The sequence below is a fragment of the Halobacterium sp. R2-5 genome (assembly GCF_011734195.1).
Taxonomy (GTDB): Archaea; Halobacteriota; Halobacteria; order Halobacteriales; family Halobacteriaceae; genus Halobacterium.
In genome coordinates, this window is sequence record NZ_JAANTH010000002.1 from 911,667 (window position 1) to 925,908 (window position 14,242).

The 14,242-nt window shown below is 70.8% G+C and carries 18 protein-coding genes; 8 read left to right on the plus strand and 10 right to left on the minus strand.

The window, feature by feature from the left end:
* The first annotated feature begins 59 nt into the window (after positions 1–59).
* The 4 genes from G9C83_RS13505 to G9C83_RS13520 all read left to right on the plus strand — a co-directional run bounded on the left by G9C83_RS13505 (position 60) and on the right by G9C83_RS13520 (position 2,529).
* Positions 60–797, plus strand: a complete 738-nt coding sequence (locus G9C83_RS13505; RefSeq protein ID WP_167246754.1) for a pirin family protein — start codon at positions 60–62, stop codon at positions 795–797.
* Positions 798–848: 51 nt separating this feature from the next.
* The gene (locus G9C83_RS13510; RefSeq protein ID WP_279587201.1) at positions 849–1,424 is read left to right on the plus strand and encodes an NAD(P)/FAD-dependent oxidoreductase; all 576 of its coding nucleotides are present in this window, start codon (positions 849–851) and stop codon (positions 1,422–1,424) included.
* A gap of 80 nt (positions 1,425–1,504) precedes the next feature.
* Positions 1,505–2,146: a TetR/AcrR family transcriptional regulator gene (locus G9C83_RS13515; protein WP_167246758.1), complete on the plus strand. Its 642-nt coding sequence runs from the start codon at positions 1,505–1,507 to the stop codon at positions 2,144–2,146.
* A gap of 65 nt (positions 2,147–2,211) precedes the next feature.
* The gene (locus G9C83_RS13520) at positions 2,212–2,529 is read left to right on the plus strand and encodes an FUN14 domain-containing protein (protein ID WP_167246760.1); all 318 of its coding nucleotides are present in this window, start codon (positions 2,212–2,214) and stop codon (positions 2,527–2,529) included.
* Between the two features lies 1 nt (position 2,530).
* Here the strand turns inward: G9C83_RS13520 and G9C83_RS13525 are convergent, their stop codons facing one another.
* From G9C83_RS13525 to G9C83_RS13555, 7 genes are read right to left on the minus strand one after another with little or no spacing between them, the layout of a single operon-like run.
* Complete coding sequence (locus G9C83_RS13525) at positions 2,531–3,256, minus strand: ribosome assembly factor SBDS (protein ID WP_167246762.1); 726 nt, start codon at positions 3,254–3,256, stop codon at positions 2,531–2,533.
* Between the two features lie 55 nt (positions 3,257–3,311).
* The gene (gene psmA / locus G9C83_RS13530) at positions 3,312–4,085 is read right to left on the minus strand and encodes an archaeal proteasome endopeptidase complex subunit alpha (RefSeq protein WP_167246764.1); all 774 of its coding nucleotides are present in this window, start codon (positions 4,083–4,085) and stop codon (positions 3,312–3,314) included.
* 2 nt (positions 4,086–4,087) lie between these two features.
* Positions 4,088–4,564, minus strand: coding sequence for an Rpp14/Pop5 family protein (locus G9C83_RS13535; protein ID WP_167246766.1), 477 nt, complete (start codon positions 4,562–4,564; stop codon positions 4,088–4,090).
* On the minus strand, positions 4,561–5,163 hold the full coding sequence (locus tag G9C83_RS13540; protein WP_167246768.1) for a class I SAM-dependent methyltransferase: 603 nt from the start codon (positions 5,161–5,163) through the stop codon (positions 4,561–4,563). The genes G9C83_RS13535 and G9C83_RS13540 overlap by 4 nt, the downstream gene beginning before the upstream one ends.
* Positions 5,147–5,851, minus strand: coding sequence for an RNase P subunit p30 family protein (locus G9C83_RS13545; protein ID WP_167246770.1), 705 nt, complete (start codon positions 5,849–5,851; stop codon positions 5,147–5,149). Before G9C83_RS13545 ends, G9C83_RS13540 begins: the two co-directional genes overlap by 17 nt.
* A gap of 49 nt (positions 5,852–5,900) precedes the next feature.
* Complete coding sequence (locus G9C83_RS13550; RefSeq protein ID WP_167246773.1) at positions 5,901–7,460, minus strand: hypothetical protein; 1,560 nt, start codon at positions 7,458–7,460, stop codon at positions 5,901–5,903.
* Between the two features lie 46 nt (positions 7,461–7,506).
* Positions 7,507–7,926: an RNA-binding protein gene (locus G9C83_RS13555; RefSeq protein ID WP_167246775.1), complete on the minus strand. Its 420-nt coding sequence runs from the start codon at positions 7,924–7,926 to the stop codon at positions 7,507–7,509.
* A 108-nt stretch (positions 7,927–8,034) separates the two neighbouring features.
* Here G9C83_RS13555 and G9C83_RS13560 point away from each other — a divergent pair, with 108 nt between their 5' ends.
* Entirely contained in the window at positions 8,035–8,886 is an 852-nt protein-coding gene (locus tag G9C83_RS13560) for a hypothetical protein (RefSeq protein WP_167246777.1), read from the plus strand.
* On the opposite strand, the gene G9C83_RS13565 is transcribed toward G9C83_RS13560, so the two are convergent.
* Complete coding sequence (locus G9C83_RS13565; RefSeq protein ID WP_167246779.1) at positions 8,883–9,875, minus strand: glycosyltransferase; 993 nt, start codon at positions 9,873–9,875, stop codon at positions 8,883–8,885. The genes G9C83_RS13560 and G9C83_RS13565 overlap by 4 nt on opposite strands.
* 62 nt (positions 9,876–9,937) lie before the next feature.
* Positions 9,938–10,951: a lysylphosphatidylglycerol synthase transmembrane domain-containing protein gene (locus G9C83_RS13570; RefSeq protein ID WP_167246781.1), complete on the minus strand. Its 1,014-nt coding sequence runs from the start codon at positions 10,949–10,951 to the stop codon at positions 9,938–9,940.
* Positions 10,952–11,098: 147 nt separating this feature from the next.
* Here G9C83_RS13570 and G9C83_RS13575 point away from each other — a divergent pair, with 147 nt between their 5' ends.
* Both G9C83_RS13575 and G9C83_RS13580 read left to right on the plus strand, forming a co-directional pair.
* On the plus strand, positions 11,099–12,031 hold the full coding sequence (locus tag G9C83_RS13575) for a hypothetical protein (protein ID WP_167246783.1): 933 nt from the start codon (positions 11,099–11,101) through the stop codon (positions 12,029–12,031).
* A gap of 2 nt (positions 12,032–12,033) precedes the next feature.
* Entirely contained in the window at positions 12,034–13,275 is a 1,242-nt protein-coding gene (locus G9C83_RS13580) for a sulfatase-like hydrolase/transferase (RefSeq protein ID WP_167246785.1), read from the plus strand.
* Between the two features lie 39 nt (positions 13,276–13,314).
* Here G9C83_RS13580 and G9C83_RS13585 read toward each other — a convergent pair whose 3' ends face one another.
* Positions 13,315–13,506, minus strand: a complete 192-nt coding sequence (locus G9C83_RS13585) for a DUF1918 domain-containing protein (RefSeq protein ID WP_167246787.1) — start codon at positions 13,504–13,506, stop codon at positions 13,315–13,317.
* A gap of 146 nt (positions 13,507–13,652) precedes the next feature.
* On the opposite strand from G9C83_RS13585, the gene G9C83_RS13590 reads away from it, so the two are divergent.
* Positions 13,653–14,210 carry an NUDIX domain-containing protein gene (locus tag G9C83_RS13590; RefSeq protein WP_167246789.1) on the plus strand — a complete coding sequence of 186 codons (558 nt, stop codon included), beginning with the start codon at positions 13,653–13,655 and terminating at the stop codon, positions 14,208–14,210.
* Positions 14,211–14,242: the final 32 nt, after the last annotated feature.

The following is a 14,242-nucleotide window of genomic DNA, read 5'->3' on the forward strand; positions in this document are numbered from 1 at the left end:
GTGCGGGGCATGAGACAGCCGCTCCGCCGACCCGACAGCCCCGAGGAGGGAGCCGACCGATGAGTTCGAGCGACCCGAGCCAGCCGGTTCCGGGCCAGACCGTCCGGCACGGCACCGGCGTCAACTCGAACCGCGCGTTCCCGACGAACAGCTTCCCCCGGCACCTCGACCCGTTCGTGCTGTTCGAGCGCTTCTACATCGAGCCCGACGAGGGGTTCCCGATGCACCCCCACGAGGGGTTCGAGATCGTCTCCTACATGCTCGACGGCGGGATGGCCCACGAGGACTCCCTCGGCGTCACCAACACCGCCCGCGAGGGCGAGGCGATGCGCATCACCGCCGGCAGCGGCATCCGTCACTCGGAGTTCCCGGCGGGCGGCCGGGGCTGCAACGGCCTCCAGCTCTGGGTGAACCTCCCGCGCGACCGGAAGGACGCCGACGCCGGCTACGAGGACGCGAGTACCGACGACCTCCCGACGGAGTCCCTCGACGGCGCGACCGTGACGACCGTCGTCGGCGAGGGGTCGCCGCTCTCGCTGTACACGCCGATGGAGTACCTCGACGCGACCGTCACGGACGCGTGGACGTGGTCGCCCCGGGAGGACTGGACCGGCTTCCTCTACGGCGTCGACGGCGAGGGCGCGGTGAACGGCCACGCGTTCGGTGTCGGCGACGTACTCCCCGTCGTCGAAGCCGAGGACGTCGCCGTCGAGAGCGAGGACGCCCTCCGCGCGGTCGCGGTCTCCGGCCGCCCGCACGGCGAGGAGATCCACCAGCGCGGCCCGTTCGTCCGCTGAACTCGTCAGCCGGCCGACTTTTACCGATTGGTAAACTACTTCTGCGAGCCGCTGCTCCACTCGCGTATGGCAGACGTAGCAGTCGTCGGCGGCGGCCCCGCCGGCCTGACCGCGGCACAGTACGCAGCGAAGAACGACCTCGACACCGTCGCCTTCGACACGGGCGAGTCCTGGATGGGGAAGGCCCACCTCTTCAACTACCCCGCGATTCGCAGCATCAGCGGCGACGAGTTCCTCACCATCGCCCGCGGACAGGCCGAGGCCCGCGGCGCGACGCTCCACGAGGCGGAAGTCACGGGCGTCGAGCAGAGCGACGACGGGTTCGTCGTCAGTACCGACGAGGACGAGTACGAGGCGGACTACGTCGTGCTCGCGACCGGCGGCAACCGCGAGCTCGCCGAGGACCTCGGCTGCGAGTTCACCGACGAGGACGTCGTCGACGTGAACGTCGACATGGAGACCAGCGTCGAGGGCGTGTACGCCACCGGCGCGATGGGCCGCGCGGAGAAGTGGCAGGCCGTCATCGCCGCGGGCGACGGCGCGGCCGCGATCCTCGACATCCTCTCGAAGGAGAAAGGCGAGTACTACCACGACTTCGACGTGCCCTCGGACGTCCCCGAGCTCTGAATTTCGGGCGTGTACGCCCGTAGCTCGCGCGTGTCCGCCGTAGTAACTGACTTCAACCTCGCGCGCGAACGGGCACTACGATGAGCGACTCCGACGGGAACGCCGGCTCCACGGACACGCGGGAGGCCATCATGGAGGCGACGTTCCGCGCGCTTCGCGAACACGGCTACAAGGACCTGCGGGTGCGGGACATCGGCGACGAGATGGAGCAGTCACGCCAGCTGATCCACTACCACTTCGACGGCAAGTACGACCTCATGTCGTCGTTTCTCGCGTACGTCATCGACCAGTACGAGGGCAGCGTCGAGGTGGACACGGACGCGGACCCGCGGACGGAACTCGACGCGCGCATCGACCAGTGCCTGTTCGGCCCGGAGCTCGAGGAGTTCGAGCACTGGGACCGCATGAAGGTGTACCACGAGCTGTACGCGTACGCCCAGCACGACGAGCGCCACCGCGAGCTGTTCGACGAGCACTACGACCGCATCCGCGGCAGCATCGTGGCCGTCGTCGAAGACGGCATCGAGGCGGGCGTCTTCCGCGACGTGGACGCCGAGCGCGTCGGCCAGCTCGTCACGGACCTGATTCACGCCGCCCGCGAGCGCCGGCTCTCGCTCGGCCACGAGGACGCGCCCGAGCAGGCGCGGCAAGCCATCGACGAACTCGTGCTGGACTCGCTGACCGCAGAGGACGCGGCCGACGCGTCCGCACTGCGCCAGTAGGGACGGCTTACCGCGTCAGTGCGACCGACAAAAGAGACTTACCGGTAGCCGACCGACGGGCGAGTATGGCAGACATTAATCTGACGACCCTCGGGCTGGAATTCGGGGGTGGCGCCGGCATCGGCGCCGTCATCGGGTTCGCGGCCAAGAAGGTCGCGAAGCTCATCGCGGTCATCGTCGGGCTGGAGCTCGCGCTGTTCAAGTTCCTGGAGTCCCGGGGCATCCTGACGGTCGACTGGGACCGCCTCACGGGCGGGATGCTCGACATCACGCAGGCCGCCAACGGCGCTGCGCCGCCGTCGTGGATGAACACCATCCTCTCGACGCTGTCGGTCAGCGCCGGATTCACGGGGGGGTTCCTGGTCGGCTTCCGGAAAGGATAGCTTACCGCGTGTCGAGTTCGCCTTTGTCCTTCACGATGGTCGTCTCGCCCTCCCCCTCCGAGACCTCGTTGACGAGGTCGTAGAAGTCGTTCTGCATCCCGGCCGGGAACGTCAACACGCCCACCCAGGAGCCGTCGGCCTGCCACTCCTCGCGGTCGAGTTCGCCGAACTCCCGGATCTTGGCCTGCCCGCTGCCCGCGTGGTCCGGCGGCAGATTCACCGCGACGGTGACCTCCTCGAAGCGGATCGGAATCACGGGCCGCAGCGCGTCCAGCGCCTCGTCGACCTGGCTCTCCGCGGGCTCCATCGGGTCCACCGTGAACCCCGCCTCTTCGAGCGCGTTCTCGATGCGCTCGGGCGGGTGGGGCGCGTTGTCCATCTGGGGGTTGACCGCGTTCCGCGTGATGGTGTTGACGAGCTTGCGGCGCTTCTGCTCCTGCATCTCCTCGCGCTGCTCGGCGGTGATCTGGATCTCCCCGCGCTCGATGACGTCGGGGATAATCTCCATCGGCTCGGTCGTCCCGAACACCTCTTCGAGGTCCTCCTCGGCGGGCCGGTCGCCCCGGGAGGCGTTCTCGAAGACGTCCCGCGCGGCGATGACGTCCTCCAGTTCGCCGTCGAACTCGCCGCGCTTCATCGCGAGCGCGGCGTCCGGGTCGACGAGCACTTCGAAGCGCTCCCCGTGGGTTTCGAGGCGAGCCGTCACCGCCTCGTCGAGTGATATCATGCGTGTTGCTTCGGGGAGTGTACTTAAAAGAGCTTTTCCCCGCCGTGGGAGCGGACTACTCCTCGTCTTCGTCGGGGTCCGCTTCGTCGCCGCTGGTCCCGTCGTCGAGCAGGTCGTGCTCGTCGAGGTACTCGCTGATCTCGTCGTTCGACAGCTCGATGAACGCGCCCGTCTCCGCGTCGATGGTGGCGACGCCGACGCCCTCGGGCGCCAGCGAGTCGCGAATCTGGCCGAGCGCGCGCAGCGCCAGCTCCACGCCCTCGTCGAGGGGCAGCGACTCGTCGTAGTTGTCCTCGAGGTACTCCTGGACAGTAGAGCGGTCCTCGCCGATGGCGATGGCCTTCCACTCGTACGGCGTCCCCGACGGGTCCGTCTCGAAGAGGCGGGGCTCGCCGTTCGTGACGCCGCCGATGAGGAGCGCGACGCCGAACGGCCGCGCGCCCCCGACCTGCGTGTACTGCTGGATGTGGTCGGTGATGTCTTTCGTCAGCGTCTCCACGCCGATGGCCTGGTCGTAGCGAAGGCGCTCGACCTGGGCGTCGCGGCGCGCGAAGTCGATGAGTTTCCGGGCGTCGGCGACGTGGCCCGCGCTCGCGATGCCGACGTGGTTGTCGGCCTTGTGTATCTTCTCGACGGACGCCTCCTCCATCAGCGGCGAGCTGATGCGCTTGTCCACGAGGAGGACGACGCCGCCGTCCGTGCGCACCCCGATGCTGGGCGTCCCTCGCTTGACGGCCTCCCGGGCGTACTCCACCTGGTAGAGGCGCCCGTCCGGCGAGAAGATCGTGATACCGCGGTCGTAGGCCTGCTGTTGGTTCTGTCCTTGCATGGTTAGCAGTCGAGGTCCGTCGCGCCCGCGAACCCGTCCTCGCAGTCGACGTCGACGAGGTCGCCCCGGCGGACGGCGCGACGGGTGCCGCCCGCGAACGCGACGCTGGCTTCGTCTCGGGATTCACTCGGCCGGCCTAAATACTTTTCTTCAGCCGCCCGCATCGTGCCCGAGACGCCGCGTACCGCCACCCTGACGGGGTCACCGCGGACCTCGTCGACGCACGCCAGCGCCGCCCGCCCGCGCTCCACTTCGCCGTGGCGAACCCGCACTAACGCCTCGCCGGTGCCGTCGCTGAAGGAGAACTCCAGCACGCGCAGGTCGGCGTCCGCGCTCCCGGCGTCACCGTAGAGGTTCTGCGCGGCGAACCAGACGCTGCGCTGGAAGTCCCCCTGCGAGACGTCGGCGTCCGGCCACGCCTCCAGCTCCACGGCGAGGTAGCGCCACCGCGGCCGGAGGTGCTTCGGGAGGTGTTTCACAGCCGCTCCGCGACGAGCACGCCGACCTGCTCGTGGACCATCTCGACGGCCGTGACCGCGTACCCCGCGTCCGTGAACGCGTCCGCGAGCACGCCCACCGTCGCCGGGTCGTCGACTTCGGGGCTGTAGAACGGCTCCTCGGGGTCCGGTTCCCCGAAGAACATCACGTCCCCGAGCACGATTTTCCGGGGCTCGAGGTCCGCGATGACCGAGACGGTCTCGCGTTTCTCCTCGTCGCTCAGGTGGTGCATCGCGAAGTTCGACGTGACAATGTCCACCTCGCCGTCGTAGTTCGGCTCGCGGAACTGGCCCTGTCCGAACTCGACGTTCTCGATGCCGCGTTCGTCGGCCTTCCGGCGCGCCTCGTCCATCATCCCCTCGCTGATGTCGCGGCCGACGACGCGGCCCGCCGCCTCGGCGAGCCCGAGCGCGATGGCGCCCGTCCCGCAGCCGAGGTCGAGGACCGTGTCGTCGCCGTCCGGGTTCGCGCGTTCGAGGACGAGCGCGACGCACTCGTTGTACTCCGGGGACTTCTCGTCGTCGTAGTCGGCCGCGAGGTCGTCGAAGCGCGCGGCGTGCTCGTCAAGCGTCTTCTTCATACCTGCCGCGTTCGACGCCCTCCGCAATGAACTCCTCGGACGTCCGGTGGCGGTTGCGCGCCGCGAGCTCACCCCACGCCTCCAGGCCCGCCCGGATCCGGTCGCGCTCGAAGCCGATCTCCTCGCCGACGGCGAGCAGTTCCCGGGGCGCGCGCAACTGGAGGTGCGACGTCGGGTCGGCGCTCACGACGTACGGCGCGTCGTAGTGGTCGACGAGCTCGCGGAGCTTCCGCAGGCCGCGCAGCGCCTGCACGCGCTCGCCGCCGCTCGCGCGCAGCACCCGCGAGAAGTCGAACTCCACGTGGACCGCGTTCCGCTTCGCGGCCTTCACGACGACGTGGTTGACGTCGCCGCCCCCCCGCATCGGCCCGGCGAGCACGTCCGCCCGCGCGGACTCCGCGACGAAGCGATTGAGGTCGGGCGTGCCGCCGCGCACCGCCAGCACCGTCGCGTCCTCGCGCAGGTCGCCGATGGCGCCGCTCGCGTGGGACGCGTCCTCGGCGTCGAGCTCTACGCCGGACACCACGTCGACGCCGTACTCCTCGCCGACGGCTTCGTAGTCCACTTCGGGTCGGGCGTCCGAGCGGCTCCGCACCACGACGCCGTCGTAGCCGACGCTCGCGGCCGTCGCGGCGAACCGCGCGACGGTGCTGTCGCCGTCCGGGTGGGCGTGAACGGCCTCGTACACGACTGCTCGTTCGCGGGCGGCCCGTAAAAACGCGTGCGTTCGCGCCGGCTCAGTACGCGAACACGTCCCACGCCCACTCGCCGAGGGAGCGCGACCCGAGCGCGTCCGGCCGGCGCGCGTCCACCGCAGCGCCGGTCTCGACGGTGTAGCTGACGTTCCGAACGAGCCGGGCGCCGTTCACCGTGGCGTTCAAGCGCGCTCGCCCCCCGAGCACGACGCCGCGGTCGGCGTCGACGCGCATCCGTACCCACGCTGTCTCCGCGCTCACGGCTCCGGCGTCAGTCCCCTGGACGGCCTCGAACACCGCCGCGTCGCCGTTCAGTTCGAGCGTCCGCGTGCCGTCGGCTGCGGCCACCGTCGTCCACGTTCCCGTTTGGGCAGCCGGGAGGCCGTACCCGGCGCCGAGGCCGTCCACGAGCGTGTAGTCGCCGCTGGCTTGCCAGTAGCCCGGGAGGGCGCGTGCGGTGTCATCGCCGACACGAGCCGTGCCGAGACTGAAGACGCCGGGAGAGTAGCCGCGGAAGCGGTAGGCGACGCCGCTGTCAGCGTACCCGACGTCGGTCCGGTCGTGACGGCGGAGCGACGCCCGGAACTGGCGCGCGGAGCGTTCGACGACCGTCGTGGCCACGACGCGGTCGCCGTCCAGTCGCTCGGTCGCGACCACCCGGTGGTCGGCCGCAGCCGTCCGGCCTAGCGCCGCCGCGTAGGCCGGGGTCGCGTCCTCGGGGAGCGGCGACGACGCGACGGCGGTCCCGGGGCGGGCGTCAGTGACGCGAACCGCGCTCGCACCGGCTACCAGTCCCGCGACGAGCAGGGCCGCGAGTGCGACACGCCGCACCGGAACGGCACGCGCTTCGGCCGAATCAGACGCGGCGAGTGCGACGTGCAGCGGGTAGACGACTGTCCCGACGAGGACGAGCGTTCCAGCGACCGCGCCGACGGTCGCGAGGAACGCGAGGCGCGCGGCGTCCTGTGTGGCGTAGCGCTCGCCCGCGAGCACCAGCGTAGCGGCGAAGATAGCGGTCACCGCGAGAACGCACGCGAGGTGCAGACCGAGCGCGGCGGCGGCGGTTCGCCGGCGGCCGCCGAGTGCGTGCAGCGGCGCAGCGGACGCCGCGCGGAGTCCGTCGCCGGCGACGACGCGTTCGACGGCCGGCGCGAGCACCGCCCACGCGACGAGTGTTCCGGCGGCGACACCAGCGAGCGGCGCGACCTGGACCGTCGTGGTCGAGAGCGTCGCGCCGGTCGCGTAGACTGCCGCACGGAGTGGCGTGTCGAGGAGGAGGAACGCGGCCGCGCCGAGCGCGAGCGCGACGAGGTGCCCGCCGACGGCGACCGCGAGAAGCCGCGGGCCGCGCTCGCGGAGTGTCGTGGCGACGGTCCACGGCGGTGTCGCGTCGGGACTGGCGACGGCGGCGTCGACTGACGGCGCGGCCGCGCCGAGCACGGGGATAGCGACGACGGGCGGGAACGCAACTGCGAGAACCGGGTGGACCACGGCGAGCGCGAGCCGGACGAGCGCCTCACAGAGGAGCGTCGCGCCGGCGAGTGCGAACACGCGCGGTCGGTTCAGGGCGACGTGGAGGGCGTCGCGGAGCGCGGGAGCCATCGTCCGCACGTGCTCACAGGGACCCCAAAAGACGGTCGGTGGGCGGCTACGACAGCGCTTCGCGGGCGTTCTCGACGGCGGCCTCCTTGTTCGCGGGGTAGGCCTCGACTTTCGCGCGGAGCGCGATGCCGTCGCCGAGCTGGGCGTCCCCGAGGAACGCCTCCTGTTTGTCGAGGTGGACGAACAGCGAGCAGTTGTCGTCGACGCGCTGGTCGAGCTCCTCGCGGATGCGTTCGATGTCCGCGCCGTCGCGGAGCTGGCCGAGCACGTGGCGCATCTCGTCGGCGCGCTCGACGCGCGCGGACAGCACGACGATTCGGTCGCCGAGGTGGCCTTCGCTCTCGGCGCGCTCGAGTTCGACGTCCTCGGGGAGGAAGTGCCGGAGCGCGTCGGCGACGCGGACCTCGTCCTCCGTGCCGTAGCAGAACGCCCGGAGGTCGACGTAGTGGAACGGAACCTCGCTCATTGCCGCGACGTAGCGGGCGCGGCGGTAAAAGCGTCGCCACTGGCGGACGGCGTTCGTTGCGGATCACCGACAGAACTACTTGGGGTGCCGTAGAAGCGCAACTGACAGATGCAGGACCAGCGCTTCCTCGAGTCCGACTGGGACTACTGCGTGGTGCTCGACGCGTGTCGCTACGACGTGTTCAGCGAGCTCTACGACGACTACCTCGACGGCGACCTCGAGAAGCGCTGGAGCACCGGCTCGTCGACCCCCGAGTGGGCGTACCGGACGTTCACGGGCGACCACGACATCGCGTACTTCTCCGGGAACCCGTTCATCAACAGCCTCGGCATCCCGCTGAACGAGCTCAAGTGGGGGGCGAGCTGCGACTACGAGTGGAGCGCCGACGACCACATCAGCGACGTGGTCGACGTCTGGAAGCACGGCTGGGACGACGACCTCGGGACGATTCCGCCGGAGAGCATGGCGGCGTCGTTCCGCGACAACCAGGACCTCGTCGCGGACGCCGAACGCACGGTCGTCCACTACATGCAGCCCCACGCGCCGTACCTCTCGCGGGGGAAGGGCCAGAAGCTCACGCAGATCCAGAAGGGCATCCAGCGACAGGGCGAGCGCGACGAGGACGACGGCGGGCTGCTCGCGAGCGTCGGGGACGCGGTGCGGCCGCGCGTCGAGAGCGTCCTCGACGACAGCAACCTCGCGATGAAGGTCGGGCTCTGGCTGGAGACCGGGCTCGGCGGCGTGGTCACCGACGGCACCCGCGAGACCGCGATGCAGTACTACGAGGAGAACCTCCGCATCGCGCTGGAGGGCGTCGCGGAGCTCACGGAATCGCTCGACGGCGACGTGGTGGTCACCGCCGACCACGGCGAGGCGTTCGGCGAGGAGGGCGTCTGGGAGCACCACATCGAGACCCACATCCCGGCGCTGATGGAAGTGCCGTGGCTGGAGCTCGACTAGTCGGCGCTGGCCGGCGAGTCACTCCCCGACGGGCCGGGCTCGGGGATGTACGACGCCGCGATCTCGGCGATGCGCTTCGCGCCGTTGGCGTGCGGTTCGGGCGCTTCGACGGAGTCGAGGAGCGCCTCCACGCCCGCGATGGAGTCCGCGGCGTAGAATCCGGGCGTGTCCGCGAGCGCGTCCACGACGCCGCGCTGTTCTGACGTCGCCGGCAGCACGATGCAGGGCGTGCCGGCGACGGCGGCCTCCATCACCGTGGAGTAGCCGCTACAGATGACGAGGTCGGCGCCCGCGATGAACGGCTGGAGGGACTCCTGGATCTCCCAGCCGTCGCCGCCGACGAGGGTCACGTCCCGTCCCTTCGCCGCTAAGGCTTCCGCGAGCCCGTCGGCGTCGACGCTGAACTCGCTCGGGACGACGAGCACGTCGACGTCCTCCTCGGGCGCCCCGCCGTCGGGCGCCATCGGCGGCACGTCGACGGCGCCCGGAATCGAGGGGTCGCCGCTCCACACCTTCGGCACGAGGAACTCCTCGGCGCCGCGGCGCGCGATGCGGTTGCGCAGCCACGCCCCAGCGCGCTCGACGGTCGTCGTGTAGAACTCCGCGGGGTCGTGGGAGACATAGACGAACCGCTGGCCGTGGAGGGTGGCGGCGACGGCCGCGGAGATGTCGTCGGTGACCAGAAGGTCTGGGGCTTCCGCGTCGAACCACTCGCGGTACTGGCTGACGCGCTCGTACACCGCGGGCCCGCTGTTCCGGAGGACGTCGAGGAGGCCGCCGCCCTGGAAGTCGCCGACGAAGTCGACGTCGAGGGGCTCGTACTCCGTGTAGCCGTTCGCCTCGACGAACTTCGTGCCGGGGCCACCGCCGGCGAGGACGGTCTCGTAGCCGGCGGCCTGGAGCTCTTCGACGACCGCTAGCATCCGGGTGGCGTGGCCGGCGCCCTCGCAGTAGTGGGCGACGGCGACTTTCGGGGGCTGCCCGCTCATGTCGCGGTCACGTTACGACCCTCTCGGAGCCCGAGCGGTATAAAACACTCCGAACCGGCCCGCTACGAGCGCACGCCGAGCGCGCTGGTGGCGGCGGCGCCGACGGTGCTCGTCAGCAGGTAGCCGCCGACGCTGTGAATCGTCACGACCGCCGCGATAGTCGGCGCGCTCACCGCCGTCAGCAGCGTCAGCAGCGTGACGTTGATGGCTTCCGTGCCGCCGAGGCCGCCGGGCGTCGGGAACACGGAGCCGACCTTCCCGAGCGGCAGCACGAAGAACGGCACGTACAGCGGGACGAACGAGTCGAGCGCGAGAAAGGTCACCCAGAGGCCGAGCGCCTGGAACGCCCACCCGAGCGCCGAGCAGCCGACGGCGGCGGCGAGGCGCTCCCGGGAGACGGCGACCCGGCCGAGCGCGTCCGCGAACCCGCTGACGCGGGCGGCGAGGTCGTCGGCGCTCGGCAGGCTGACGCGGGGAACCACGCTGACGACGCGCGCGAGCGCCGTCGTGGCCGTGGTGCCGAACCGCGCGCGGAGCGGCGCGCGGAACCGCCACGCGAGCAGCGCGGCGAGCGGCAGGGCGACAGCCGCCGTGATGACCGCGAGCGGGAGGACGCCGAGGGGACCGCCGGTCTCCGTGGTGACGTAGTAGAGCGAGCCGACCGCCGCGAACGTCAGCGACGGCACGACGTTGATGGCGTCGAGGCTGGTGATGGAGGCCAGTCCGACCTCGTACTCCGTGTCAGCGGTCTTCGAGAGCAGCCACGCGGTCACGGGCTCGCCGCCCGCCTGCCCGAACGGCGTGACGTGGTTGGCGAACGCGCCCGCGGCGTTCACGAGGACCGCGGTGTGGACGGGCAGCGGGATGTCGAGCGCGCGCACGACGTTCCAGAGCGCGAGCCCCCAGGACACGTTCCACAGCAGTATCGTGCCCGCGACCGCCGCGAGCAACACGGGGTCGGCGCCGCTGGCCGCCCGGAACACCTCGCGGGCGTCGACGATGTAGAACATCAACGCGAACACGAGCGCCGCGCTCGCGAGCCCCGCGACGGTCGCCAGCAGGTCGTCTCGCTGCACGCCTCCGAGTGGCGCGCGGGCGTGAATCAATCCATCGAATCCCGCGGCACGCGACCAGCGGCCGAATGGGAGGTTTTTTGCCCGGCTGGCACTACCGGGTCACCGAGTACCGCCCCGCAATGTTCGAGAAGACTCCGGTGTCCGCCGATGGTTGACGTGCCCGCTCAGGCGGCCAACGTCGCCCGCAACCTCCGCTACCGGGGCGTCGACGCCGTCCGCGAGTTCGCGTCGATGGTGACGCACTCGCTGCGGTCGACGACCGAACCGGACCCCGTGCTGGACGCCGACTGGGACGCCCTCGTGGTGCTTGACGCGTGCCGCGCGGACCTCTTCGCGGAGGTCGCCGCGGACGCCGCCTACGACTTCCTCCCCGAAGACCCGGGCTCGCGGACGTCGCCCGCGAGCTCCTCCGTGGAGTGGATGGAGTCCGTGTTCGGTGGCGCGCCGGAGGGCGCGCTCGCGGACGTCGCGTACGTCACCGGCAACCCCTACTCCGCGTCGAAGTTCGACCACGACCGCTGCCACTCCGTCGAGGAGGTGTGGCGGTACGCGTGGGAGGACGCCCTCGGGACGATTCCGCCCCGGCCCGTCACCGACGCCGCCGTTCGGACCGGCCGCGAGACCGACGCCGACCGGCTACTCGTCCACTACATGCAGCCGCACTTCCCCTCGGTCGCGGAGCGCGAGCGGCGCAGCGACGGCGTCGAACTCGACGAGTTCGGCGACCGGGAAATGTCCGTCTGGGACGACCTCCGGTTCGGCCGCCGCAGCGAGGCCGACGTCTGGCGGGCCTACCGCGGGAACCTGGAGTTGGTCCTCGACGACCTCGAACTACTCTTCGCGAACCTCGACGCCGACCGCGTCGTCGTCACCGCCGACCACGGGAACGCGTTCGGCGAGCACCACCTCTACGGCCACCCGGGCGGCGTCGACGTACCCGTCCTCCGGGAGGTGCCGTGGTGCGAGACGACCGCGGCCGACACCCGCAGCCACGAGCCCGAAGCGGCGGGCCGCGACGACACCGGCGACGACGGCGACGTCATCGAAGCGCGCCTCGAAGACCTCGGCTACCGGACCTGACCATGGACGACACTACCGACACTCCGAACCTCCTGCTGGTCGTGGTGGACTGCCTCCGACAGGACTTCCTGCGCCGGGACGCCGTCGACACGCCGTTCCTCGACGGCCTCCGCGAGCGCGGCGTGGAGTGCACCGAGCTGTACGCCACTGCGACCACGACCACGCCAGCGGTCGCGAGCCTGCTGACGGGCGCGTACGGCGAGCGCAACGGCGTCCAGTCGCTGCGCCGCGGCAGCCTCTCCGAGGACGTCGAGCCGATGGCCGAGATTCTCGGCGACGCCGGCTACCACACCGAAGCGATGGCGACCGGCCCGCTCGTCCCGGAGACCGGCCTCGACAGGGGGTTCGACCGCTACGAGTGCCGGGACCGCGACGAGTCGATGTTCAGCGACTGGCGCGAGGAGGGTCTCGACAGACTGGCGGGCCTGCCGGAGCCGTTCGCGGCGTTCGTCCACCTCTGGGAGATTCACGAGGACGTCCACGTCCCCCGCGAGTACGACAGCCCCGAGTACGGCGAGACGCCGTACGGCCGCGCGTTCTCCGCGCTCGACCGCGAAATCGAGGCGCTCGTCGACGCCGTCCCCGACGATACAGTGGTGGCGGTCGTCGGCGACCACGGCGAGAGCATCACCCACTGGAGCAACCCGATTCGGCTCGCCGTGAAGTCACTGCGGGACGCCGTGAAGTACTACGGCGGCGTCGACACCCGCGGCGTCGTCGAGCGCGTCAATCAGTACTGCGAGCGCTTCGGCCCGGACATCGACGACCACTTCGTCGAGAAGGGGCACGGCGAGAACGTCTTCGACTTCACCACGAACGTCCCGTTCGTGCTCGCGGGCCCCGGTATCGAGTCCGCCACAGTGGACGCCCAGGTCCGACAGATCGACGTGCTGCCGACGCTGCTGGACGCGCTCGGCGTCGACCACGAGACGGACGGCGACCGCATCGAGCCCGGTGTCGAGGACCGCGTCGCGTACATGCGGGCCTGCGGCGCGTCCCTGCACGGCGAACGCAACTGGGCGCGGGCCGTCCGCTACGGCGACGCCAAGTACGTCGAGTACACCGAGCGCGACTGGGAGCCCGGCGTCTACGACCTCGACGAGAACCCCCGGGAGCTGGAGCGCGTCGACGACCCCGACCTCGAAGCCGAGCTCCGCGAGCGCCTGCCCGAGCGCGGCGTCGACCCGACGGACGTCGAGATGCTGGAGATCAACGAGCGCCTCGAAGACCTCGGCTACCTCTGAGCCGCGGGCTACCCGGTCGGAGAAGCAGGAGAGAGAGTGCTACTCTTCGTCTTCGTCGGCGGCTTCGAGGTTGTCCTCGGGGACGCCGGCCTCCTGGCCGTCGTCGAAACTGACCGTGTAGTTGGGCTCGCCGAACATCGTCTCGACGACCTGCGTGACGGTGCCGGTCTCGCCGTCGAACTCGCTGTGCTTGTCGTGGAGGACGACCTCGTCGTCTTCTTCGAAGCTCATACTGACAGATTCCGGCGGCCGACTCAAAAGCGACCCGGTTTCCGCGCTCCGAAACCGTCACCCGTGCGTGCGCCGTAGTCCCGGTATGCCCACCGCTCGCCCCTCTCCCGGCTCGCCCGCCAACCGCACCCGCCCCCGCCAACTCGATGCCCGTCGATGACCTCTGGTTCCTCGCGAGCCGCGCCGAGCAGCGCGCCGAGCGGGCGTACCACGCGCTGACCGACGCCCACGACGGCTTCCTGGAGTTCGACCGGCGGCGCTCGGTGTCCCGCCGCCGCTTCCGCACGCTCGCCGAACGCGTCGAACGCACGGGCGGACCGTACGGCGCCCACACCGCGGTCTACCGTGAGGACGGCGACCTGCTGCTGGTGCGCCACGACGGCGTCGACCTCTGGGTGCCGCCGGGCGGCGGCGTCGACGACGGCGAGTCGTTCCGCGAGGCCGCCGAACGCGAGCTCGCCGAGGAGGCGGGCGTCGGCGCCACCTACTGCGGGCTCGCGATGCTGACCGCTGTCACCTTCGAGTGCGGCGCGTACTCCGCGTGGGGCGTCGTCCCGGTCTTCGAGGCGTGCGCCGACGACACCAGCCTCGCCGTCCGGGACCCGGACGGCGAAATCTCGGACGCGGCGTGGTTCGCGGACCTCCCCGAGGACACCCGCGACCGCGGCCACCTGCGGCGCTGGCGGGAGCGCGCGCTCTCGTAGCGCTTTTCTCGGTCCTCGGCGTCCCTCCGGTA

What these genes read in the sequence shown, in the direction of transcription:
- G9C83_RS13505 (WP_167246754.1), top strand. Translation starts at nt 60, where the DNA reads ATGAGTTCGAGCGACCCGAGCCAGCCGGTTCCGGGCCAGACCGTCCGG.
- G9C83_RS13515 (WP_167246758.1), top strand. Translation starts at nt 1,505, where the DNA reads ATGAGCGACTCCGACGGGAACGCCGGCTCCACGGACACGCGGGAGGCC.
- G9C83_RS13520 (WP_167246760.1), top strand. Translation starts at nt 2,212, where the DNA reads ATGGCAGACATTAATCTGACGACCCTCGGGCTGGAATTCGGGGGTGGC.
- G9C83_RS13525 (WP_167246762.1), bottom strand. Translation starts at nt 3,256, where the DNA reads ATGATATCACTCGACGAGGCGGTGACGGCTCGCCTCGAAACCCACGGG.
- psmA (WP_167246764.1), bottom strand. Translation starts at nt 4,085, where the DNA reads ATGCAAGGACAGAACCAACAGCAGGCCTACGACCGCGGTATCACGATC.
- G9C83_RS13540 (WP_167246768.1), bottom strand. Translation starts at nt 5,163, where the DNA reads ATGAAGAAGACGCTTGACGAGCACGCCGCGCGCTTCGACGACCTCGCG.
- G9C83_RS13550 (WP_167246773.1), bottom strand. Translation starts at nt 7,460, where the DNA reads ATGGCTCCCGCGCTCCGCGACGCCCTCCACGTCGCCCTGAACCGACCG.
- G9C83_RS13555 (WP_167246775.1), bottom strand. Translation starts at nt 7,926, where the DNA reads ATGAGCGAGGTTCCGTTCCACTACGTCGACCTCCGGGCGTTCTGCTAC.
- G9C83_RS13560 (WP_167246777.1), top strand. Translation starts at nt 8,035, where the DNA reads ATGCAGGACCAGCGCTTCCTCGAGTCCGACTGGGACTACTGCGTGGTG.
- G9C83_RS13565 (WP_167246779.1), bottom strand. Translation starts at nt 9,875, where the DNA reads ATGAGCGGGCAGCCCCCGAAAGTCGCCGTCGCCCACTACTGCGAGGGC.
- G9C83_RS13575 (WP_167246783.1), top strand. Translation starts at nt 11,099, where the DNA reads ATGGTTGACGTGCCCGCTCAGGCGGCCAACGTCGCCCGCAACCTCCGC.
- G9C83_RS13580 (WP_167246785.1), top strand. Translation starts at nt 12,034, where the DNA reads ATGGACGACACTACCGACACTCCGAACCTCCTGCTGGTCGTGGTGGAC.
- G9C83_RS13585 (WP_167246787.1), bottom strand. Translation starts at nt 13,506, where the DNA reads ATGAGCTTCGAAGAAGACGACGAGGTCGTCCTCCACGACAAGCACAGC.
- G9C83_RS13590 (WP_167246789.1), top strand. Translation starts at nt 13,653, where the DNA reads ATGCCCGTCGATGACCTCTGGTTCCTCGCGAGCCGCGCCGAGCAGCGC.